Below are 23,616 nucleotides of genomic sequence, written 5' to 3' on the forward strand. Positions count from 1 at the left end.
AAGGGTGAAACTTAAAAGATTATATCCGTCAATTCATGGCTAACACAACACTAGTCGGTTTATAAAATTTGCATATTTAACAGCGCTTTTTGTGGCAATTTTAATATTAGTTTATGAAGCATTTATCAATCCTGAAAAACGTTGGTATGCAATATTATTTGTGATATTTGGATTGTCGTTTTTTCTTAAAGAACTAAAGTCCATCAAAGCCCTTTACAAAAATAACAATTAAGCTGCAACACATACTTCGTCATTCGGTGTTCATTATTAGAACTACCCGATAAAAATATCAGATAGTTAATTCGATTCAGTTGGCTGGAGGTGTTTTAATTTTTCAATAACTATTTTGTAGAATTCTTTCCACTTGTTAATGTCCTTATTGTAATTATCGATAGTTAATTTAATTTGCCCTACGGTTACTTTATGCTTTTGGAAAATGCTATCGGAAACTTCATCATTACTTTTTAATAACAGTGAATCGATAGGTTCACGCATCCCTTCTGCTAATATCAAATCAATGTAGATGTCTGCGAATTTAGAACTGGGGATTTCTTTTTTCTCAGGGCTACTGCATCCTATTATTAAAAATAAAATAACGCAACCGGTAAATTGGAAGTTTTTCATTATCTTTACAAATTAAAATACATCTTATATTCGTACGGATGGGGCATAGTTGCTATCGATTTAATATCGTGCTGTTTTGTTTTTATCCATTGTTGAATCAAATCATCTGTAAAAACATCGCCTTGTTTTAAAAATTCATTGTCCTCTTTTAACGCATCTAAAGCTTCTTCTAAATTTTTTGGAAGGAACTTGACGTTGTGTTTATTGTCGTAAACATTTGTATCAATCGGACCTAATCCCTCTTTGATAGGATCAATTTTATTTTTTATTCCATCAAGACCAGCCATTAACATTGCACTCATTAACATATATGGATTTGCAGTTGCATCAGGTGGGCGGTATTCGAAACGAGCTTCATCCGGATTTTTTACATACGACGGAATTCGGATAGCAGCTGACCGGTTTGCTTTACCGAATGTTATGGCTACCGGCGCTTCAAATCCCGGCACTAAGCGTTTATAGGAATTTGTACTAGGATTTGTGAATGCACACAAAGCGGGTGCGTGCTTTAATAAACCCCCGATATACGATAGAGCCAATTCGTTTAAATTGCCGTACCTATCTTTTCCGTAAAAAATATTTTTACCTTTCTTTAGTAAATATTGATGCGCGTGTAGTCCGTTTCCAGCTTGCTGGAACATCGGTTTAGGCATAAACGTGATGAATATGTTATGCTTGCGTGCAAGATTAAACAATAAATATTTTGCTAAAACAATTTTATCGCTAATAGCTAACAAACTATCGAATTGAATTTCAATTTCTTGTTGTCCCCGTTCACCAACTTCGTGATGGTGGTATTTTACATCTATACCCATTTGTTTAAAAAGTAACGAAGCTTCATCCCGGAAATCGTCGTATATATCAAACGGATTTGCAGCATGGTAAGCATTAGCGAAAAATTCTTCTTGATGTTCAATTTTATAAAATGATAAAGCTGTTCGTGTATCGAACTCAACCTTCGAGAAAATATAAAATTCAAATTCAGGTCCCCATAATGAGCTATCAGCGATTCCGGTATCGGATAAATATTTTTCTGCTTTTTGAGCAATAAATCTTCCATCCTGATTGAAGCGTGTTTTATTAGAATCAGTAAGATGTATTTCAGTTAAGACGCTCAGAGTTGGAGCAGTCCTGAACGGGTCAACTACAGCAGATGCAAAATCGGGAATTAAAATCATATCGCTTTGTTCGACTTTCGAAAAACCGTAGCTCGATCCATCGAATCCTATTCCTTCTTCCAACAAATTTTCAAGAAGTCCTGCCTCATACGGAACGCTGATATGATGCAATTTTCCGATTAAATCAATAGTTTTTAAATCTATGAATTTAATATTGTTATCTTTTATAATTTTTTCAGTATTTTGAATTATGTTTTTTTCCATTTGCATTTGGATTTACTTTTAGTTGGTAATACCTGAATTGATGAGAACTTAGGCCAAACTGATGGAAAAATATAAGTAAATTGGGTTTGAAAAACAATTCGTTTACTTGACTTCTAATCAATTTGGATGTAAATTATGATGCAAATGGAATCATCGATATGAAGTTCTACAGAAAAATATGCGATAAACTTTATTGGCAGAAGCTTTCAGCTAAACAACCGTCGTATCATATTCGCTTGTTGCTAATTTTTATTTCTATCTTTGCATTGTTTGGTTATTCCGTTGTTCTCGATTCCGAGGGATATAAATTAGTCCGTCGTAAAAAGCAACTGCTAAATTATGATCGAAGAAATCTAATCTATCTTACCTTCGAACAAATTCAGAAAATGATTTCTTATTTAACCGTTTCAGCGGTTATTTCCTTACACCATTATTCGCCTTCTTCAGAAGATAATCATCTCTGCCCGGTTCTCCGTATTTAGTCCCGCGTACCACAGCATATTTTGGGCTGTGTATTATTTCTATAATAAATTTTATTAATTAAAAAGGCGGGATGAAAAATTCACAAACAAATATTAATTCGCTTCGTGGTATTGTTGAAACGACTCAACATTACAAACGTTTTGAAGAGTTACCTTTTTTAGCCGGCGAAAAACAAAGCACTACTATTTTACTCGGCGGTTTCACAGCACGCCACGATTATTTTGTGCGAGCTGGTATTGAAGGGCTGGGCTACAAAGTTCAAGACCTTCCAACCCCGAATATTGAAGCATATCACGTCGGTCGTGAGTATTGCAATAATGGAATGTGCAATCCCACTTATTTCACAGTCGGTAACCTCGTTAATTATCTGAAAAAGTTAGAAGCAAGCGGAATTGAAAAATCGGATATCGTAAAGAATTATGCTTTCTTGACCGCAGGTGCTTGCGGTCCGTGTAGGTTCGGTATGTATGAGAATGAATTTAGGTTAGCTTTGAGGAATTCAGGATTTGGAGGTTTTCGTGTTTTAGTGTTTCAGCAATTCGAAGGTTTCGATCAATCGAAACAAGGTAACGGTTTGCTTCTGAATGAGGAGTTTTTTCTCGGTATCCTTAACGGTCTCGTGCTCGCTGATATTATTAACGACCTCGGTAATAAAATTCGACCGTATGAAATTAATAAAGGTGAAACGGATAGAATTTTAGCCGATGCAACTGAAATAATTTATCAAACCATCAAAAAAAAACAATCGCAACTCGATGAATCTAAAATAATAAAAATATTTCAGAAATTTACCCGCTCAAAGTCGAAAAGTTTGTACGCTCTTCTGACCGACCAGATGTTAAGCGATGTATATCCTGATGCGTTACGTGTAATCAACGAAAAATTAAAAGCTGTAGTAGTGGATCCGCTTCGAGTAGTTCCAAAGATAAAAATTACAGGTGAGTTTTGGGCACAAACTACCGAAGGCGATGGGAATTTTAAGATGTTCAGATATTTAGGAAATGAAGGTGCAGAAATTATAAAAGAACCAATTACAAATTGGTTGTTGTATCTTCTATACGACGGAAATCAGTTGATTACAGATAGAAAAGAATTTGTGAGAACATATATTCGTCCGAAGCTTTTAATAAAGTTTGGAGAATTTATTTTAAAGAAAGAATATAATCGTTTCAGAAAATCGACGAGCAATTTGCCACAATCTTTGAGCAACCAATACCAACTGGAACAGCTTGCACATAAATATTACAACACTCGTGCAAAAGGGGGCGAAGGGCATTTAGAAGTATCGAAAAGTATTTATTATACTAAAAACCATCTAGCACATTTAGTTTTATCGCTTAAACCGTTCGGATGTTTACCGAGCACACAGAGTGATGGTGTCCATTCGGTAGTAACTTCGCATCATCCTGATATGTTGTTTTTACCGATTGAAACTTCAGCAGAAGGAGAAATAAACGCATACAGTCGTGTGCAGATGGGTCTGACCGAGGCGCGTCTCCGCTGTAAATTAGAGTACGAAAAATCTTTGGATGGAACCGGTTTGACTGAGGAAGAAGTGAGAAAGTTTATTTCAGAAAATCCGGAAATGCAAAATCCATTCTTTAAAATTCCGAAAGTTGAAGAAGTAGCTTCGAGAGCAGCTACGATTGTATATTTTGTTAAAAAACAGATAAAATAAATTTCTACAATTGAATGGCTGAGAGAATCAATACATATAAAGAATTACGTGTGTATCAAGAAGCATTCAAAGCAGCAATGGAGATTTTTGAAATTACAAAAATATTCCCCATTGAAGAAAGATATTCTCTGGTCGATCAAATACGAAAATCGTCTAGATCTGTGTGTGCTAACGGCGCTACAAAGCAGCATTCATTTCAAAGTTGTCGGATGCTGAAACTGAGGCTTGTGAAACCCAAATTTGGTTAGAATTTTCTTACAAGTGTGGGTACATAGATGAAAGTACTTTAAATAAATTATATGCTAAATATTTGTATTATAAACGATCCAGATAAATAGTTTATCAAATCAAAAACGAATAATCAAAAATAATGAATTTATTTATTCAAAAATATCGCCGTTTCTCCCTATCTCCACTTCACCGATTCGAAAAATCTGCGCTAAACATTTGGTGTAATTATGAGAATTGAAAACATATACGAAACAAAATCCAACAATAACTACACACTCGCTGTCGGACTTGATATCGGTTCTACCACAGTTAAAGGTGTCGTGGTTGATTTGCAAAAAGATAAAATAATCTGGAGCGACTACAGGCGGCATGAAACCCGTCTTTCCGAAAAAGTGCTTGATTTTTTACAGAGAATCGAGAACGAACTAAACTTAAAGCCGGGAGATTTCAGAATATTTGTTACAGGCAGCGGTGCCCACGATTTAGCTGAATTAATTGGCGGTAAGTTCGTGCAAGAAGTTAACGCACTATCATTTGCAGTCGAAAAATATCATCCTAAAGTAAAATCAGTAATCGAACTCGGTGGGCAAGACGCAAAAATCATTATCTTCAAAAAATCATACAACGGCAACAAAAAAATTGCATCGATGAACGATAAATGCGCCGGCGGAACTGGTTCGGTAATTGATAAAATTGCCGCTAAGTTAAATATTCCGACTACCGAATTAGGCAACTACCGGTATAAAGGTGTAAAAATTCACTCGGTTGCGGGTAAGTGTGGAGTGTTTGCCGAAACTGATATCAACTCGTTACAGAAGCAAGGAGTATCCACGCATGAATTGATGGCTTCGCTATTCGAATCTATTGTCCAGCAAAATCTAACTGTTCTTACTCGTGGAAACACTCTCTTACCTGAAGTTTTACTCTTAGGCGGACCGAATACTTTTTTACCCGGAATGGTCGAAGCTTGGCAAGCAAGTATCCCAGCAATTTGGAAAGAAAGAAATATTGAAATACCAAAAGATGTTGACCCGACCTCTCTGATAACAGTTCCGCAGAATGCAGAGTTATATGCGGCGATTGGAGCGGTTGAGTTTGGCAAAACTGAACCAGCAACTGTTGGAATATATCAAGGTTGCCAAAAGTTATACGAATTTGTTCACTCCGATCGCGAAAATATAAAAAGTAAATTAAGCAGTTCAGGATTGTGCCAGAGTGAAGATGAAGCGAGAATGTTTGCAGAAAAATATCGGATACCTGAATTTATCCCGCCACGTTATTACAAAAATGAAGTCGTGAATGTTTTTATCGGTGTAGATGGTGGCTCAACTTCAACAAAAGCTGTTCTTCTGGATACGAATAAAAACGTAATCGCTAAAGAGTATCGTTTATCAAAAGGCAATCCCATCGAAGATACAAAAGAAATTCTCCTCAATCTACAACATAAAATTGAATCGCAAGGCGCTCAGCTCAATGTGCTCGGTGTTGGAGTTACAGGTTATGCAAAAGATATTTTAAAAGATTGCATCGGAGCTGATGTGGCGCTTGTAGAAACTGTTGCCCACACGATTTCTGCTTTGCATTACTTTGAGGAAGTGGATGTAATTTGCGATGTTGGCGGACAGGATATAAAAATTATAATTCTAAAAGATAGACGAGTAATAGATTTCAAACTCAATACCCAGTGTTCGGCAGGCAACGGTTATTTTTTGCAAGCAACGGCAGAAAGTTTGGGATTTAATGTAGAAGATTATGCCGAAAATGCATTCAAAGCGCGTCGAGTTCCTGAATTCAGTTATGGTTGTGCGGTTTTTTTACAATCCGACTTAGTTGATTTTCAGCGACAGGGTTGGAAGCAGGAAGAAATTTTAGCGGGACTTGCTAAAGTATTACCTAAAAACATCTGGCTTTATATCGCTCAAATGCCGAATGTATCAAAGTTTGGCAGGCACTTCGTTTTACAGGGGGGAACTCAAAATAATTTAGCCGCAGTAAAAGCACAAATTGATTTTATCCAATCGCGTTATAGCGGTTTGAATGGTGAACCAACACTGCGAGTCCATCCACACACCGGTGAGAGTGGTGCAATCGGTGTTGCGCTTGAAGCATCGCGTTTATTTTCGGAAGGAATGAAAACACGGTTCATCGGTTTCGATGCAGTTGCTTCTATAAAATATCAAACTACACGCAGCGAAGAAACACGATGTCTTTATTGCAAAAATAAATGTCTCCGCACATTCATAGATATTTTCACAACAGCAACCAGTGATTCAGAGTTAAATGGCACTTTCAGTTATAAACAGGGAGCTGAAATGATGCGGTCGGGACGGGTGGAACAGATAGAACCTGATTTTGCAGAGGAAGTTTTGGGTATCCATAAAGAACGAATCATTATAGCAACCTGCGAAAAAGGTGCCGTTGATAATTTAGATGGAATGAAAGAAATTCAAAAGCAGATCGATAAAGCAAAAGCAGCTAATCCGAATATGCTTGATTATGCCGGATATAAAGTTTGGCAACCGGTGAAACCGGAAGCAATTGCCGACAAACCGCATAAGGTTGTTTTGACCAAAAAACAAAAGACAGTCAACCTCCTGAAATTGAAACGTCAAAAATTAGTAATCGGAATTCCGCGTCTCTTAAATTTATATACACTCAATCCGTTTTTTAGTGCATATTTCGAAAGTTTAGGAATATTACCTGGCAACATTGTTTATTCCGATTTCACTTCCGAGAAGCTTTATCGAGATGGTGCGAAACGAGGGAATATCGATCCGTGTTATCCGAGTAAACTTGCAATTCCGCACGTTCACAATTTGCTTTATGTTCAGCATAAGAAGAAGAAACTCGATTACATATTTTTCCCGAGCATCGATTCGATGCCGAGCAACATAATAAATTGTGTTGACCATCGCGGGTGTCCGACGGCAGTTGCAACTCCATTTACAGTAAAAGCCGCATTCACAAAAGAAAAAGATTTATTCGAAGAATTTGGTGTTAAATTTTTAAATCCGTTCTTGAATTTGCTGGAACCCGAATTTACAAAACAGCAATTATTCAATGAACTTGAAATGTATTTAGGTTTAACTAAAAGCGAAAATTCAAGAGCAGTAGAAATCGGGTACACGGCATTGCAAAATTTCCAGAAGGATTTGAAGCATAAAGGGAGAGAAATTTTGGAGATGCTCGAGTATGAAAATCGAATCGGAATTGTCGTGCTTGCAAGGCCATATCACAACGATCCGGGGATTAGCCACGGAATACTTGAAGAATTTCAAAAATTAGGTTACCCGATTCTTACACAGGATTCGCTTCCAACGGATGATGATATTTTAGAAAAGATTTTTTCCGATGATGATGCTCACCCGATGGATATAAATGATGTTTGGAAAAACTCGTATAGTGAAAATACAAATCACAAAATATGGGGGGCTAAATTTGTAGCACGGCATCCCAACTTAGTTGCACTCGAATTATCTAACTTCCGCTGCGGTCACGATGCGCCAATTTATTCTTTGATTCAAGAAATTGTTGAAGCGAGTCGAACGCCATATTTCTGTTTCAAAGATATTGATGAGAACAAGCCAAAAGGGTCAATTAAGATTCGTATTGAAACAATTGCATATTTCCTGAAGAGGTATTTGCAGACAATGCACAACGCGAATCCAGCCACTCCGCAAATTCAAACTCAAAATTTTGTTGAAGAATCAACTTGCGTATAGCTCTGTTTGTTATTATCGCCAACATTTTTTATAATTAAAGCAGATTATATAAACAATATTTTTTGAAAGGAGTTGAGGTTATGAATAAGAAATCACTTATTCTGTTCATGTTTATCTTCACAGGTTATGGTTTCTCCATTCCGATTCAAGATGAAAATGATAAAACTGGCGAGATAATATCTTTTCATTTCCCGCATGATGTGAATCGGATTTTTGCAACACCAACTGCCGATGTTTTGAAGTCGTTAGATTTAAATATTATTTTAGGAGGTGCATTTGGCTTTGAGGAAAGCTCAGCATTTCTTGGTAACGTTGCTTTGGGACTCGGAGGTATTGCAGATATTGAAGTCAACACCGGTTCCTTGTTGGGTGCTCTTGCGAATGTTAATCAAAATATTCCCACAATAACCTTGAAGGGGAAAATTTACAAAGGCACCGGAAATTATCCGGCAATTGCTATCGGTTTGCGGTCATCAAACGATTGGGATAGAACTAAAATTTATGAATCTGGTATTCGAGCGTCCGAACCTGAATTGTATAACGAGGGATTACGTAATGTTGATTACGAAGCTCGCATAACAACAGCATTCATAGCATTCAGCAAAAACGCTAACGAAAATCTTTCACTGCACGTAGGGGGTGGTATAAGCGATTTGCGTTATCGGAATATTCGGTTAGGCTGGTCGCCACCGTACGAATATTTCAGTAAAGATGTAATTAATAAGAAACAACTGGGATATGTTTTCGGTGGATTTATTTATACGATCAACGAGAGGACTCAATTGATGTTCGAAGCCCAAACGATGCCTTATTTTAGTGTCAACACAAAAAATAAAACCATCGTTCCGAAACAAAGAGGTTTGATGGTGGCAGGAATCAGGAGTGCGGTCTCCAAAGTACTCCTTTTTGATACTGGAATTCGTTATCAGAGCAACTACAAAGGTATAGCAGATACACAAATCAGGCTGAGCTTAAGCTTCTTTATTTCTCTTCCATCATAATGAGCAACGAAAATACTTGGACAATAAAGAAACTATTGGATTGGTCGGCGAATTATTTAAACGAAAAAGGTTTCGATGATTCACGATTGAATGCAGAGTTACTGATTTGCCACATGCTTAATTATAAAAATCGAATTGATTTATATTTGCATCACGATAAACCATTGCGTGAGACAGAATTGAAATCATTCAAAGAATTATTTAAGCGGCGTTTAAATCGTGAACCCTTGCAGTACATAATTGGTGAAGCTCAGTTTATGGGACTGAAGTTTAAAGTCGATAAACGTGTTTTAATCCCTCGTCCCGAAACTGAAATGTTGGTCGAGGCAGTCATAGAGACTAGTCAGAATTATCCGAACGGCTTAGATATTCTTGATATCGGCGTCGGAAGCGGGAACATTGCAGTGAGTCTGGCAAAATTTATTTCTGCCGCAAACGTTACAGGTATTGATGCAAGCAGACCGGCTATCGAAATGGCAAGAACTAATGTTGATGCAAATGGAGTTTTCGATAGAATCGATTTAAAGCAGCTAAATATTTTCGACGATGTTTCCGGCCTTCCTAAATACGATATAATCGTTTCTAATCCACCTTACATTTCGAGAAATGAATTTTTAGGAATTCAAGAAGAAATACGTTTGTTTGAACCACACTCTGCAACCACTGACGACAGCGATGGGTTAACTTATCACAGGCGAATAGCAGATGTGGCGCGAAACATTTTCAAAGAAAACGGGTGGCTTTTTCTTGAAATTGCCTACAACCAAAGTGTAGAAGTAACCAAAATTTGTTCTGAGTTCGGTTATTATAAAATCGAAACAATAAAAGATTACAGCGATAACGATAGAGTGATTAAAGCGAGATGGAGTAAATAAAATGCGCGCGTTAATACAAAGAGTTAGCCAAGCGAGCGTTACTGTAAATGGTAAAGTTACAGGACAGATTGACAAAGGATTGCTTATATTATTAGGTGTATCCGGTAACGACGATGAGTCCGATGCAAATTATTTAGCCGAGAAATGTGCCAACTTAAGAATTTTCGAGGATACTCAGGAGAAAATGAATTTATCGGTTCAGGACATCAGTGGAAGTGCGCTCGTAGTTTCTCAGTTTACACTTTACGCCGACACACGACGGGGAAACCGCCCGAGTTTTACTAAAGCAGCTTCGGCAGAAAAAGGGCAGAGATTATACGAGTTATTTGTAGAACAACTGCGCGCATTACTCGGTGAGAATAAAGTAGCAACTGGAGTATTCCGCGCAATGATGGATGTAAATTTAATTAACGACGGTCCTGTAACTATAATGTTAGAATCAAAACCCAAGAACGGAAACTAAAATGAAAACTCCAAAAGTTCTGATGCTATTTTATGATGGGGTTGGAGTTGGCAAAAAGGATCAATCTCGAAATCCGTTTTATGCTTGCAAAATTCCGGCTTTAGAAAAATTATTGGATGGAAACATACCACACTTGCGGCTTAAAAATTTTTCTTCTGATTCTACTTTTTACTCACCAATCAATGCAACGCTTGGCATCGAAGGGTTGCCACAAAGTGGCACAGGGCAGACTACTTTGTTATGCGGAATGAATGCTTCTAAATTTGTGGGGAAACATTTCGGTCCTTATCCATATTCAACACTCCGAATTATATTAGAAGAAAAAAATATTTATAAATTTCTCCATCAAAAACGAAAATCTGTTTTTTATGTAAACGCTTATCCACCGCGTTACTTTGAATATGTTGCAGCACATCAAACCCGCCGCACTGCAACAACACTTGCCTGGGAAATGGCGGGCTTTAAGTTGAATGATTTCAAGCAGTTGCAAGCGGGCGAGGCACTTTCAGCCGATATCACAAGCCAGAAATGGAATGCGCTTGGCTTTCCCGCAGTTCCAATTCTCTCTCCAAAAGAAGCCGGTCATCGGTTGGTAAAATTTTTAGAGAAATATAATTTTGTGTTTTTTGAATATTTTTATACCGACCATGCCGGTCATAGTCAGTCTATGGAAAAAGCCAAAGAAGAGTTAGCAAAGATCGATGAATTATTATCCGGAGTAATTGAGGCGTTTGATAAAAAACAGATGACTATGATTATTACGAGCGACCACGGAAACTTCGAAGATTTATCGGTAAAAACACATACACGAAATCCAGTACCTTTAATAGTTTATGGCAAAGAAGCAGCACATTTTGCAGGAAAGCTGAAAAGCATTGCTCATGTAGCGCCGGCAATCGTGAGTTTGTATTAGAGAAAATAAGTGAATTTAGAATATCGAACATAGAATAATGAATTAATCCAACACCTCGTTATTCTAAATTCTTTGTTCATTATTCAATATTTGAATGAAGATATAAATAATGTTTTCCACAAAACCCGCAATCAAATTTGTCCTTCCTCTAATCGCCGGTATTCTTATCGGCTGGGAATTCTCTTTTTCAATTTGGTACCTGCTTGGATTTTTGGTCTTTCTTTTTACTCTTTCAGTTCTTATCTTTTATTATCACAAGGACAATTCATTAATTTATACATTTATCATAGTTAGTTTACTCTTCACACTTGGTGTTTTCAAAATTACTATAGATGGTAAATTCATTCCCGACAATCAAATATCTAAATTTGTTGCAACGTCCGGTATTCAATCAATTGAAGGCATCATAACCGACCCGCCTCAAAAGAAAACATATAATATTCAATTTGTCATTGAATCTGAAAAAATAAAATCAGAAAAAGATTCAATCGGTGTATTCGGTGGAGTATTGGTTTCAATTCCGCGTGAGAATATATCCGACCAATTTTCAGATTCGTTGGAATACGGTGTTCGGGTGACGCTATCCGGACAACTTGCATTAGCAGGAACGGCTCGCAATCCGGGTGAATTCGATTTGCGACGTTATCTGGAAGTTAACGATATCTACGCACGTATATATCTTGACGGGAGAGAAGATGTTGTAATTCAGCAAAAAACCGGAAACTGGTTTTTAAGTTACATCATTTATCCATTGCGAAAAAAAATCGCTCATAATTTTGATAGGTTCGTTGGTGGCGAAGAAGCAAAATTTTTAAAAGGCATTTTAGTCGGAGACAGAAGCGAAATCCCTTTTGAAACGAAAGAAGCTTTTATAAATTCAGGTGTAATGCACATTCTCGCTGTTTCAGGTTTACATGTCGGGATGATAATATTAATCGTGATATCATTATTGACTGCTTTTCGTATTCCGGAAAAACTAAAAATTATTACAACTTGTTTTATACTGATATCCTTCGTTTTCCTCACAGGACAATCTCCTTCTGTTGTTCGTGCAAGTGTAATGGGTGTAATTCTATTAAGTTCGCTCTTACTTGAACGCAAGATTGATATCTTTAACTCGCTTGCAGTTGCCGCTATTATCCTTCTATTTTTTGATGCCAAGCAGCTTTTTCATCCGGGATTTCAACTTTCGTTTGCAGCAGTAATTTCGATAGTATTACTCTATCCCAAAATTTCATCCGTCGATAAATTAATTCCACAAAATATTCGAAATGTAAGTTCTGTAAAATTTATCATCGGGCTTGCTGCCGTTTCCGTCTCAGCCGCAATAGGAACTCTTCCTTTTACTTCGTATTACTTTGGTAAAATTTCTATGATTGGATTAGTGGCTAACCTACTTGTAGTTCCTTTAACCGGAATTGTATTGGCTTTGGGTATTACAACAACTGTATTTTCGTTTGTATCAAGTTGGCTTGGATTAATTTTCGCTGAGACAACAAAATCGGTTGCGGGATTATTATTGCATTTGGTTGCTGTATTTGGGAATTGGAAGTATTCATTCATTTATTCAAATTTTACATTATTTTCGGGATTGCTATTTTATGGCAGCATTATTTTTCTTTTCACCATAAACCGGAAAGTATTTTTTAAGAGGTCAATATTCGTTCTACTAATCGTGTCGAATATTATTCTTTACTATTTCATTTTTTTCAAAGTTGAACCTAAACTTAAAACAACATTCATAGATGTTGGACAAGGGGATGCTATTTTTTTAGAATTTCCGAATGGTAAAAACATGCTTGTCGATGGCGGTGCGAGAACATTTTATCGGGATGCGGGGCAAAGGTTTATAACTCCATTTTTAAACAGGCAAGGTATTTCTCAAATTGATATTCTTGTAAATAGCCATCCCCATCACGATCATCTTGGTGGATTTCCATATTTGATGCGTAATTTTAAAATCGGTAAAATTATTGACGCGGGGTCTTTTGAAAAATCAGATATTTTTAAAGAATTCAAACATATCATAGATTCATCCAAAATAAATTATCAAATCATTAAAAGAGGTGAAATAATAAATGTTGCAGATAATTTCAGGATATACGTACTACATCCCTCTGAACAATATGATTCGACAGATATACACGACCTGAATAACCAATCTCTTGTGCTGAAAGTTGTTTATGGGAAAACGGAACTTATATTGACCGGTGACGCCGAGAGAGCAACAGAAATAAAATTAATAAATCAATATAAAGAGTTTTTAGAGGTCGATATTTTAAAATGCGGACACCACGGTAGTACTACAAGCAGTAGTCTCGAGTTCATAGAAACAATAAAGCCATCGCTGTCGGTTATTTCTGTTGGATATGCAAACAAGTTCAACCATCCCTCAAAAATTGTTTTAGAAAATTTAAAGCGAATGAATATTAAAATTTATCGCACTGATTTACAAGGAGCAATTGTTTTGGAATCAAACGGATTGACATGGAGAGAAGTTGAGTGGAGGTGAAGGGGTGGCGGTAAGTAGTGAAACAGTTGCAATTACCCCCAACCTCCTCACTTTGTTTCTCATTCAATTTATTTTTATTTTACTTACACTATGAAAAATATTATCAAACTTAAAAAAGGCGAAGACAAGCGAATCCTTTCGGGGCATCTCTGGGTCTTCAGTAACGAAATTCAAGAAATTTTTGCTGTGCCACAAGCCGGCGATATTGTAGAACTGCGCAATCATTCCGGCGAGTTCATCGGTAAAGGATTCTACAATCCAAATTCTCTGATTGTATTCAGGTTATTAACAACCGAAGATGAAGATATAGATTTTCAGTTTTATAAAACCCGAATCGAAAAATCATTAGCTCTTCGGAAAAAGCTTTTCAATAATGTTGAGAGTTTTCGCCTCGTGTATGGCGAGAGCGATTTTTTGCCGGGCTTGATAATCGATAAATACAACGACTGCTTTTCAATTCAAACTTTCTCTTACGGGATGGATAAACATATCACACTTATTTGCGATGTGTTGGAATCAATTTTCAAACCGGCAGGAATTATCCGACGCGATGAATCGCCGTTGAGATCGTTAGAAGGTTTACCGGAAATTAAAGAGGTAGTGCGAGGGGAAATTGGACCTACCATTGTCACAGAGAACGAAATTAAGTATCAGGTCGATTTATCCGAGGGGCAAAAAACTGGTTTCTTTTTAGACCAACGGGAAAACCGGTTTGCTATCAGAAGGTATGTTAAAAACGCGAAAGTATTAGATTGTTTCTGCAACGATGGGGGTTTTGCACTGAATGCCGGTTTTGCCGGTGCAGCAAATGTGCTCGGTATCGATATCTCTGAAACAGCGGTAAAGCGTGCACAACAAAATGCTGGGCTAAATCAACTTGCCGATATATGCAAATTTCAAAAGAGTGATGTTTTCGATTTTCTAAAAAGCACTGACGAAAAATACGATGTCGTTATTCTAGATCCACCCTCATTTACAAAAAGTAAAAAAAACATAACTACTGCCAAGCTTGGGTATAAGCAAATTAATTCAAACGCAATTCGGTTATTGAACAGCGGCGGGATACTGGCAAGTGCTTCCTGTTCTCATCATATCGATGAAGCACTCTTCATGGAAGTCATTATTAAGAGCGCTAAGGAAACCGGAAAAAAAATCCGTCTGTTAGAATGGCGAGGTGCATCACCCGACCATCCTGTTTTACCCGCGATGCCGGAAACAAAATACCTGAAGTTCGGAATATTTGAAGTGTTTTAAAAAAGTATTATATTTTTATAAAATATTACTGAAATGAAAAAATCGCATTATATAATTTTATTCTCATTTATCGCCGTAGCATTTAGTTTAGCACAACACAAGAAAACTGATACTATGATGCTAACACAGGGAAATTTATTATTCGGTAAACCTCAATCCTATTTAGTAAAAAATAGTTGGGGGATGGATTTAATTATTTCTACAAATGGTTTTGGTTTAGGTAATTTTTATGGTTATAATTTTTCTGACGAGTTCACAGGAAAAGTAAATTTATCGATCGCCGAATCAAAAGATGAAAGGGAAATGGAAGTTTATAATCCTTACACGGGGGCGCTGTTTACACCTAATAAAGTGAACAGATTTATAGTTTTTCCGCTTCTATTTGGAGTTGAATATCGACTTTTTAAAGATGAAATAGTTGATAATTTTCGTCCTTATGTTTCGGTGATGACAGGGCCGACCTTAATATTTTCAACTCCTTATGAGATTGAATTTTTTGAATCTTTGAAGTATGGAAAAGCGCATTACACTGTTGGTGGTTATGTCGGTTTCGGTGCTTTCTTCGGTTCAGAACAAAAAAACATATTAGGTGTAAATATTCGTTATTACTTTATACCCTACCAATCAGGTATCGAAAGTTTGCAATTTGTGAAGAAAAAAGATTTCGGCGGTTTTAGTATTTCATTGAGTTTTGGAACAGGATGGTGAACTAATGGTCGGTTTGCTATCCGCCTTCTCCGCCAGAGGCGGAATCGGCGGTCAAGTTAGCAATTAGTAATAGAGAGAATGTAGAGTTGGTCGAGTTACAAATTCCTTGGGAAATTATCCCATTATTTTTTTTGATGGCGTTTCTGTATTCGAGCGTCGGTCATGGTGGTGCATCGGGTTATCTGGCGCTGTTTGCACTTGCCGGTGTTGCCCGTTCCGAAATCGCCCCCGTTGTTTTAGTGTTGAATGTTTTAGTAGCCAGCAGCAGTTTTATAAATTATTACCGGGCAAAACATTTTTCGATTCAGCTTTTACTTCCTTTTATAATTAGCTCGATACCAGCGGCTTTTGTTGGCGGACTTTTAAAAGTTTCATCGCTTGCGTTTACAATTATATTAGGGTCAGTATTATTGTTAGCAGCAGGACGATTGTTGTTTGTAAAAAACCGGATTGAAACCCGTTGGCAGAAATATTCGGGCAAGGCATTTTACTGGGGAATTCCTATCGGTTTTGTAATCGGAATTCTTTCGGGTATTACAGGTGTCGGAGGCGGAATATTTTTAAGTCCGTTCCTACTGCTAACCGGTTGGGCGGATGCAAAAAAAACCGCTGCTGTATCGGCGGCATTTATAATTTTAAATTCGTTGAGCGCCTTAGCTGCAAAATCACTCAGCGCTCCTATTCATTTCGATATAGCATTGATTTTCGGTATTGTGGTATTAATAGCCGGGCAAATCGGCTCACGATTAGGTGCGTTTAAATTTCAACCCGATATCTTACAAAAATTATTAGGGGCTGTTTTACTAATTGCCGGTATAAAACTAATTAAGGAGTTATGGTCATGAAAAATATTTGGACAGAATCAGATATTCAATTCTTAAAAGAGAATTATCCAAAACAGGGTGCTACTTATGTATCACAAAATATTGGACGCTCTGTGCACGCCGTCAGAATGAAAGCTATGCAGCTTCAAATTAAATTCGCGAAACCGGATAGTTGGTCGGAAGAAGATTTATTGCTTCTAAAAAAATATTACCCCAAGCGTGGGTCTCCATATATCTCTACTCGAGTTAATCGCACGCAAGATAGTGTGCGGACTAAAGCAATCCGTCTCGGTTTAAGAAGGGAGGACTTTCGTAAATGGTCTGATTGGGAAAAACGTTATCTCACTCGCCACTATGGATCGAAATCAAATCTTTCTATAAGTCGAACTCTCGGTCGGTCAAAAGATGGAGTTCTCATTAAAGCTCAAAAGTTAGGTCTCACAAAACCGGCAGCTGCACGTTGGACGGAGGAAGAAACAGAACAATTAATCAAGATGTTTCAGGACCCCAAATTTTCGTTGAAGGAGATGGAAAAAATTCTGAAACGATCGGAGCGGAGTATTTGGAAGAAAGCTTTCAAGTTAAAAATAAAGAGACCTTGGCTAAATAAATGGACCGATGAGATGCACGCTTTTCTGAAAAAGAATTATAAAAAGATGGCGTACAAAAATATCGCACAAAAATTAGGTGTTACTGAAAGTTCAGTTCAACATTATGCAAACCGGCACGGATTCCATAAAGGAAACAAAAAATAAATATTCTTATGTCTCAAGAAAAAATATATGATGTAATGATGAAAGCCTCATCGCTTGCAGATGCCGGCGATTTTATGGGAGCGGTAGAAATGACAGAAGAATTATTAAAGGAGTGTCCGGATTTTGTTCCGGTCCTTTGTTTTATCGGAGATATGTATTTGCATCTCGGCTCGCCTGTTTTAGCAATCGACCCGCTTGAAAAAGGTGTAAATTATCAACCTGGTTTTTATCAAAGCCATTACCTGCTTGGCTGTGCATTAGGAAGAACGATGAACTTCCAACTTGCTCTCCACCATTTAAGAATTGCCGATAAATTGGAACCTAATCACACAGAAATTAACCGTAATCTTGGTTGGATACTTTGTATAGGTGGCAAATTATCCGAAGGCAGAAGATTGTTGAACAAAGCAATAAAGATTGACCCCACTAACAGTCTTGCCTACAATGATATGGCGGTAAGTTATTTATTAGGCAATCGCAAGTTTCCACAAAAAGCTAAGTTGTGGTTTGAAAAAGCGATAAAGCTCAACCCGCAGAACGAGTTTATAAGAAATACCTTTGAAGCGTTTATGAAAAGTTGATGTACTTGCCATGAAGTTATACAGAACTCTAATTGGTCTGACTTGTTGAAATGGATCATCTCCCAACACTTATATTTTATGAAGGCATGCTTCAACTAAGAGGAGAAGCAGATAAAGATTTAATATCTATATTCTTTAAAAAACATCCACTTAATTACTTCATCTCGCCTGCTTATAAATATTCTGAAGTTATAAAATATTGTGAAGAAAAGAGGATAGCTATTGAGAACAACGCAGCAAAATTTTATGAAGTTACAAATATCACTCACAGCGAATCGCTTGACCCGTTCGATTTTCAAATAAAAGCAATCGAAGCTTGGGAAAAAGCCGATAAGCGAGGTATGGTTGTCTTACCGACGGGTGCCGGCAAAAGTTTTATGACTCGTTTGTTGATAGCTCGTTTAGCTATCGAAGATGCAAAGTGTTCTGTTCTTGTGGTCGTACCGACAAGAGTACTAGTTTATCAATGGTATGAACAATTGCGGACTGCTTTTCAGCAGGACATAGGAATTATTGGTGATGATATCTTTAATCCTAAGCCCATCACGGTTACAACTTATAAAAGTGCCCAGATTTATATGGCAACTTTGGGCAATCGATGGAAGCTTGTTGTGTATGACGAGATTCATAAAAAATTATCGGAAGGAAAATCAGCTAATGCGGCAAGGTTCTGTATGTCGCCTTATCGACTTGCACTAACAGCAACTCCGGTAAGCAGTGCACTTGCTTTGCTAAGTGATTTAATCGGTCCGATTGTTTATGAAAAAGCAACTGATGACTTGATTGAAAATGAAATCTTATCTGTGTATCGAAGAATATCCGTTCATTTAAAGCCAGCGAAAAATGAAATTGAAACCTACTATGACATTCGTAAACCTATTGAGAAAGTTTGGTATCGTGCAAAAGCAGAACACAGAATTCAGGACAGCAGTTGGCTTGTTCGTGAACGCCTGTATTATCCCGATGACGTTGACCTTGCCCAAAGGTCTCTGTTGCGTGCTTATAGATATTGGCAATCAATACCGAGTCGTCTTGCAAGGTTGGAAGAAATTTTACAAAATCATCAAAACGACAGGATTTTAATTTTTACTGAAAGTCGTTACGCCGCTTACGAAATATCAAAACGTTTCTTAATACCAGCCATTACGGCTGATATAGAATCGGATGAGCGTTCGTTTTATCTTGACGCATTTACGAAAGGAAAATGCCGTGCCCTTGTTACTGCAAAAGCATTGGAAGAGGGTATCGACTTGCCTGAAGCAAATGTCGCGGTTATTATTGCCGGTAGAAAAAACAGTAAAGTGGAAACAATTAGTTATATACAGCGGCGTGGACGCGTGCTTCGCAAGAGAAAAAGTAAGGAAGCTTTAGTTTACGAAATATCTTTTGCACTTCCGATTAAAGTTACGAACAAACCTGCTGAGGTCAACCTTTTCTAATTTCAAAGTGAAACATAAAATACTTAAATGGACTTTAGATCCGAACGATAAACCACTGTGTAAAGACGTTGCTCAAATCTTTCAAGAGTTGCAAAATTTTGTCGGCAAACCCCTGCGTGAGGTAACCGAGGAGATTGAGGGAATAAATATTTCCGAAAAAAAAGAATCTATTCGGAAGTTGCGCCGTGAAATTGCTGAATATATAACAGAAAGTTTCGATGATGAGTTGCCGAATAACTTATCACCCGCCGATATTCGGAAATATATATTCACATCTGTATGGGATAAAGGACACGGTTTTATTACATCCGAGAGTGGGTTGTTTATGCCGACATCGGATGAAATATTCAGTACTGCGGGCAAATATTTCAACCTTGAAACTAAAGTTATTGAGAAATATTTCTTTGCCGATATTCCGGAAGAAAAATTACTAAAGATAAAACCGGAAGTAACTGCAACTGACCCGAGCAGCATAATCAGGGCGCTCAACAGTCGGCGATTGAAGTGGAAGTTAAGAAAATCCATCGGATTAAAATTAGCCATTCCGGTTTATACTGAGAAGAATTCACCGTACACGAGTATAATTTGGTCCCTCAAGAAATGCCATTTAATGTATGATACAGTCCAAAATGGTAATGATATTGTCTTTAATGTTACAGGTCCTTTCGGTTTGTTTATGCACACGACGATTTATGGAAATCGGTTAGCACAATTGATGGAGATGCTGGTTCAGGAAACCATGTGTTCTTGGAAAGTCCAGGTTGATATTCTCAACCGAAAGTTTGCGAAAACCATAAGTGAGAATATCGAAACGGTTATACTCGACAATTCGATGAGTGATTTATTCGCAAACAAAGTGGATATTACCGAGAAGTTTAAGTCTTCCGACGAAGAAGCATTTATGCGTTACATAACAAGATATAGTTCTGATCTGGATGTAAGTTACGAGGGGACGATTATACCGTTAAAGTCGGAAGAAGGGAAGCATATCGGTTTTTTCATACCCGATTTTGTATTAGTAAACCGGAACACTCAAGAACAAATATTAATTGAAATCGTAGGATACTGGCGTGAAGAATACTTGCAACGGAAAATTGAGAAGATAAAACTACTCAAGGATAGAAATTTAATTTTGATCGTAAACCGAAATCTTAGTTTGACTTCCTCCGACGGTGAAAATGTTTTATCGGAATTAGAATTTGTTAAAATATACTATTATTCGAGCAGGGCTGAATTAAAAAACATTGCGAGGAGTGTTGTTGCAGAGCTTGATGGTGGTAATAATTGATTTTGCCTTTTATATATAAAAGTCTATATTTATAGCTAAAAACCAATATTCTATCACGATGAAAACTTTATCCATAGTTCTTTTCGTAGTTTCCTGTGCAATTCTCTCCTGCGATCACGGATTAGCTCCCCCTCCCAAAGAAAAAATTGAACAGGGAATAACCGGCACAATTTATTACAAAGGCACATTCCCCGATTCATTAAAAGAACACCGGCTCTTTGCTGCCAAAATGGATCGGAAATTTCGTAGTATGAATGAAATTATGATGTTAATTTTATCCGGATCCGATTCAATTCAAATTTATCCTTCCATTCTTCAATCGCCGTTATCTCTTATAAAAGAAGATTCAATAAAATTTAGATTTGTACTCCCACCGGCATTATATAAATACATAGCAGTTGCACAAACAACAGGAGCTATATTTGATTCGAGCAAATGGAAAATTGTCGGTGTTTACTCATCCGACTCTATGCGGATAACTTCCGACGAAATATTTGTAGAACCCGGTAAGTTTTTGGAAAATGTAAATATATACGTTAATTACGACAGCTTACCGCCGCAACCATTTGGTATCACTGGGAGGGAACGGTGAACTTTATAAAAATTCGAATCCACCAGTGGCGGACGAAATATGAAATACGAAACAAATTCAAAATACAAATATCGCTTTTGATATTTACAGCATCACTTTCATTTGCACAACAATATGGAATTCTTAAAGGGACAGTTACAAATAAAGAAAACAACCAGCCGCTTCCATCAGCAAACGTTATGATAAAAGGGACACTCATCGGAACTATTACAGATTTCGATGGTAACTATTCGGTACAAAAAATTCGTACAGGAAAATACATACTTGTTGTATCGATGATTGGTTTTCGGAAAGAAAAAATCTCCGGCGTAGTTATCGAGGCAGGCAAGGAAAAAATATTGAACATTAGACTTGAACCGGCGGCAGTTCAAGTCGGACAGGTAGTTATCACAGCAGGAAAACGTGAACAAGGTTTTGCCGAAGTTCCGGCATCGGTTAGTGTGATTGACCCGCAAACTTTTCAACGTCGTAATGCAATTACAATTGACGACGCACTGCGGCAAGTAAGCGGGGTAAGCTTGATTGAATCGCAGGTGAGCATCCGGGGTTCAAGCGGTTACAGCAAAGGAGTCGGCAGCAGGACTTTGATGTTGGTGGATGGCATCCCGCTGCTAACCGGTGATACAGGTGAGTTGGTTTTTGAATCTGTACCGACTTTTAACGTTGATAGAATTGAAATTTTAAAAGGCGCTGCTTCGGCTCTCTATGGTTCGGGTGCAGTGGGTGGGGTCGTGAATGTGCTTACAAAAGAAATTCCCGACCTACCTCAAACGTATTTTAGACTTTATGGTGGATTTTATGATAAACCTTATCATCCCGAATGGGAATGGAGTTCAAAAAAACAATTCATTAATGGTTTTTATGTATCACACTCACAAAAGTTTGACGACCTTAAAACTTTGCTCGCTATCAGCCGGACTGAAGACGATGGTTATCGCCAAAACAGTCGGTGGCTGCGATGGAATTTGTATTCGAAAAATCAATATCAATTTACGCATTCAAAAAAATTAAAGCTATCGTTTAATTATATTGAACAGCGGCGTAACAATTTTCTTTACTGGAGAAATCTTGATAGCGCCTTGATTCCGCCTGCCGATCAATTAGGCGACAGAGTTATCTCGAAGCGTTTCTCGGCTTCATCGCTTTTTACAAACATTGTTACGGATAGGTTTACATATTCAATAAAAGGAGTTTGGTATCACACAGATTGGCGGAATGACGTCGAAGTTATGGGCGACCGTTCTATATCCAATTTTATGGATGCCGAAGTTCAGTTCAATTATCAAATGTTTGCAGACCATATTTTTACGTTAGGTGTGCAAGGGAATTACAATCGTGTTCGGTCGGATATTTTTGGAAATCGATCTGGATTCAATACTGCATTTTATCTGCAAGATGAATACAAAATGCAGGATGATTTGAGATTTACATTCGGCACTCGCATCGATTATTCTAAACTCGATTCACTCAAAAGTCAATTTCAAATCAATCCTAAATTAGGAGTCGCTTACTCACACGATCCGCTAACAAGTCTTAGATTTTCCGTCGGGCGGGCTTTTCGGACGCCTTCTGCTAGTGAAGCGTTTACTTCAACAACTGCAAGTGGGATTACAATTATTCCAAATCCCAGTCTAAAACCTGAAAAAAGTTGGAATTTTGAGGTCGGAATTAACCGGATTGTTTCTAAAAATATTAATGCAGATGCATCAATCTTCCAAACTGAATATGATAATTTGATAGAGGCTAAATTTGTTTCACCGTTCACCGGACAGTTTATAAATGTAACACGAGCACGGATACAAGGTTTAGAAGTATCCGCTACAACCTCGTTCTTCGAAAATTATTTTCTGATGAATTTATCTTACACTTATCTAAAACCAATGGATCGAGTGGAGAACGATATCTTGAGGTTCCGGTCGAAACATCTGTTCTATGTGAATTCAGTTTTGAGTTACTCGAATCTCGAGTTTGGAATTGATTTTCGTTACATAAGCCGGATCGAGAGGATCGATAAAGAATTTACATTGTATATCGTAGATGCAGAGAAGCGTGTTCCAACTTACGTCATCGATACACACATAAGCTCAATATTTAAGTTTGGCGAAGTTCCTTTGAGGTCTTCATTCCATATTAACAACTTGCTGCAGTACAATTATGTTGAGTTAATTGGGAATGTTGCGCCGATAAGAAATTTTGTTTTGAGATTAGAAACTTCATTATAGATTGATTCGTTCTATCGTTGGAACAATGAATCAATAGACCAATGGTTTAATCTCTCCTTTTGCCAATTC

General features: G+C 37.4%; 19 protein-coding genes and 1 pseudogene. 18 read left to right on the plus strand and 2 right to left on the minus strand.

All coding sequences use genetic code 11. The features are described 5' to 3' along the window. Positions 1-297: 297 nt before the first annotated feature. Together QME58_05380 and glnA are read right to left on the minus strand one after the other, a co-directional pair. Positions 298-624, minus strand: coding sequence for a DUF4296 domain-containing protein (locus tag QME58_05380; protein ID MDI6803264.1), 327 nt, complete (start codon positions 622-624; stop codon positions 298-300). 5 nt (positions 625-629) lie between these two features. Next, positions 630-2,012 carry a type I glutamate--ammonia ligase gene (glnA, locus tag QME58_05385; GenBank protein ID MDI6803265.1) on the minus strand — a complete coding sequence of 461 codons (1,383 nt, stop codon included), beginning with the start codon at positions 2,010-2,012 and terminating at the stop codon, positions 630-632. Between the two features lie 152 nt (positions 2,013-2,164). Between glnA and QME58_05390 the strand changes: the two genes are divergently transcribed. The 18 genes and pseudogenes from QME58_05390 (at position 2,165) to QME58_05475 (ending at position 23,547) form a co-directional block, all read left to right on the plus strand. Next, positions 2,165-2,488: a hypothetical protein gene (locus QME58_05390; GenBank protein ID MDI6803266.1), complete on the plus strand. Its 324-nt coding sequence runs from the start codon at positions 2,165-2,167 to the stop codon at positions 2,486-2,488. A 71-nt stretch (positions 2,489-2,559) separates the two neighbouring features. Continuing rightward, positions 2,560-4,167 carry an activator of (R)-2-hydroxyglutaryl-CoA dehydratase gene (locus QME58_05395; protein ID MDI6803267.1) on the plus strand — a complete coding sequence of 536 codons (1,608 nt, stop codon included), beginning with the start codon at positions 2,560-2,562 and terminating at the stop codon, positions 4,165-4,167. Between the two features lie 14 nt (positions 4,168-4,181). After that, positions 4,182-4,501 (plus strand): annotated as a pseudogene (locus QME58_05400) (four helix bundle protein). A gap of 124 nt (positions 4,502-4,625) precedes the next feature. Next, a complete protein-coding gene (locus QME58_05405; GenBank protein MDI6803268.1) occupies positions 4,626-8,120 on the plus strand; it encodes a BadF/BadG/BcrA/BcrD ATPase family protein in 3,495 nt (1,164 codons plus the stop codon). Positions 8,121-8,200: 80 nt separating this feature from the next. Continuing rightward, on the plus strand, positions 8,201-9,121 hold the full coding sequence (locus tag QME58_05410; protein MDI6803269.1) for a hypothetical protein: 921 nt from the start codon (positions 8,201-8,203) through the stop codon (positions 9,119-9,121). Next, on the plus strand, positions 9,121-9,996 hold the full coding sequence (gene prmC, locus QME58_05415) for a peptide chain release factor N(5)-glutamine methyltransferase (protein ID MDI6803270.1): 876 nt from the start codon (positions 9,121-9,123) through the stop codon (positions 9,994-9,996). Before QME58_05410 ends, prmC begins: the two co-directional genes overlap by 1 nt. A gap of 1 nt (position 9,997) precedes the next feature. Continuing rightward, on the plus strand, positions 9,998-10,459 hold the full coding sequence (gene dtd / locus QME58_05420) for a D-aminoacyl-tRNA deacylase (protein ID MDI6803271.1): 462 nt from the start codon (positions 9,998-10,000) through the stop codon (positions 10,457-10,459). Position 10,460: 1 nt separating this feature from the next. Next, positions 10,461-11,372, plus strand: coding sequence for an alkaline phosphatase family protein (locus QME58_05425; GenBank protein MDI6803272.1), 912 nt, complete (start codon positions 10,461-10,463; stop codon positions 11,370-11,372). 109 nt (positions 11,373-11,481) lie between these two features. Beyond that, positions 11,482-13,884 (plus strand): DNA internalization-related competence protein ComEC/Rec2, encoded by a 2,403-nt coding sequence (locus QME58_05430; protein ID MDI6803273.1) that lies wholly within the window; start codon positions 11,482-11,484, stop codon positions 13,882-13,884. 90 nt (positions 13,885-13,974) lie between these two features. Next, positions 13,975-15,138, plus strand: a complete 1,164-nt coding sequence (locus QME58_05435; GenBank protein MDI6803274.1) for a class I SAM-dependent rRNA methyltransferase — start codon at positions 13,975-13,977, stop codon at positions 15,136-15,138. Between the two features lie 33 nt (positions 15,139-15,171). Continuing rightward, entirely contained in the window at positions 15,172-15,846 is a 675-nt protein-coding gene (locus tag QME58_05440; GenBank protein ID MDI6803275.1) for a hypothetical protein, read from the plus strand. 86 nt (positions 15,847-15,932) lie between these two features. Continuing rightward, positions 15,933-16,691 carry a sulfite exporter TauE/SafE family protein gene (locus tag QME58_05445; GenBank protein ID MDI6803276.1) on the plus strand — a complete coding sequence of 253 codons (759 nt, stop codon included), beginning with the start codon at positions 15,933-15,935 and terminating at the stop codon, positions 16,689-16,691. Further along, positions 16,688-17,425 carry a hypothetical protein gene (locus tag QME58_05450; GenBank protein ID MDI6803277.1) on the plus strand — a complete coding sequence of 246 codons (738 nt, stop codon included), beginning with the start codon at positions 16,688-16,690 and terminating at the stop codon, positions 17,423-17,425. Before QME58_05445 ends, QME58_05450 begins: the two co-directional genes overlap by 4 nt. An 8-nt stretch (positions 17,426-17,433) precedes the next feature. Then, positions 17,434-18,006: a hypothetical protein gene (locus tag QME58_05455; GenBank protein MDI6803278.1), complete on the plus strand. Its 573-nt coding sequence runs from the start codon at positions 17,434-17,436 to the stop codon at positions 18,004-18,006. A 50-nt stretch (positions 18,007-18,056) separates the two neighbouring features. Further along, positions 18,057-19,445 carry a DEAD/DEAH box helicase gene (locus QME58_05460; protein MDI6803279.1) on the plus strand — a complete coding sequence of 463 codons (1,389 nt, stop codon included), beginning with the start codon at positions 18,057-18,059 and terminating at the stop codon, positions 19,443-19,445. 7 nt (positions 19,446-19,452) lie between these two features. Further along, a complete protein-coding gene (locus QME58_05465) occupies positions 19,453-20,733 on the plus strand; it encodes a DUF790 family protein (protein ID MDI6803280.1) in 1,281 nt (426 codons plus the stop codon). A gap of 58 nt (positions 20,734-20,791) precedes the next feature. Further along, positions 20,792-21,325, plus strand: a complete 534-nt coding sequence (locus QME58_05470; GenBank protein MDI6803281.1) for a hypothetical protein — start codon at positions 20,792-20,794, stop codon at positions 21,323-21,325. Beyond that, complete coding sequence (locus QME58_05475; GenBank protein MDI6803282.1) at positions 21,322-23,547, plus strand: TonB-dependent receptor; 2,226 nt, start codon at positions 21,322-21,324, stop codon at positions 23,545-23,547. Before QME58_05470 ends, QME58_05475 begins: the two co-directional genes overlap by 4 nt. Positions 23,548-23,616 lie beyond the last annotated feature (69 nt).

Source organism: Bacteroidota bacterium (assembly GCA_030017895.1).
Lineage (GTDB): Bacteria > Bacteroidota > Ignavibacteria > UBA10030 > BY39 > JASEGV01.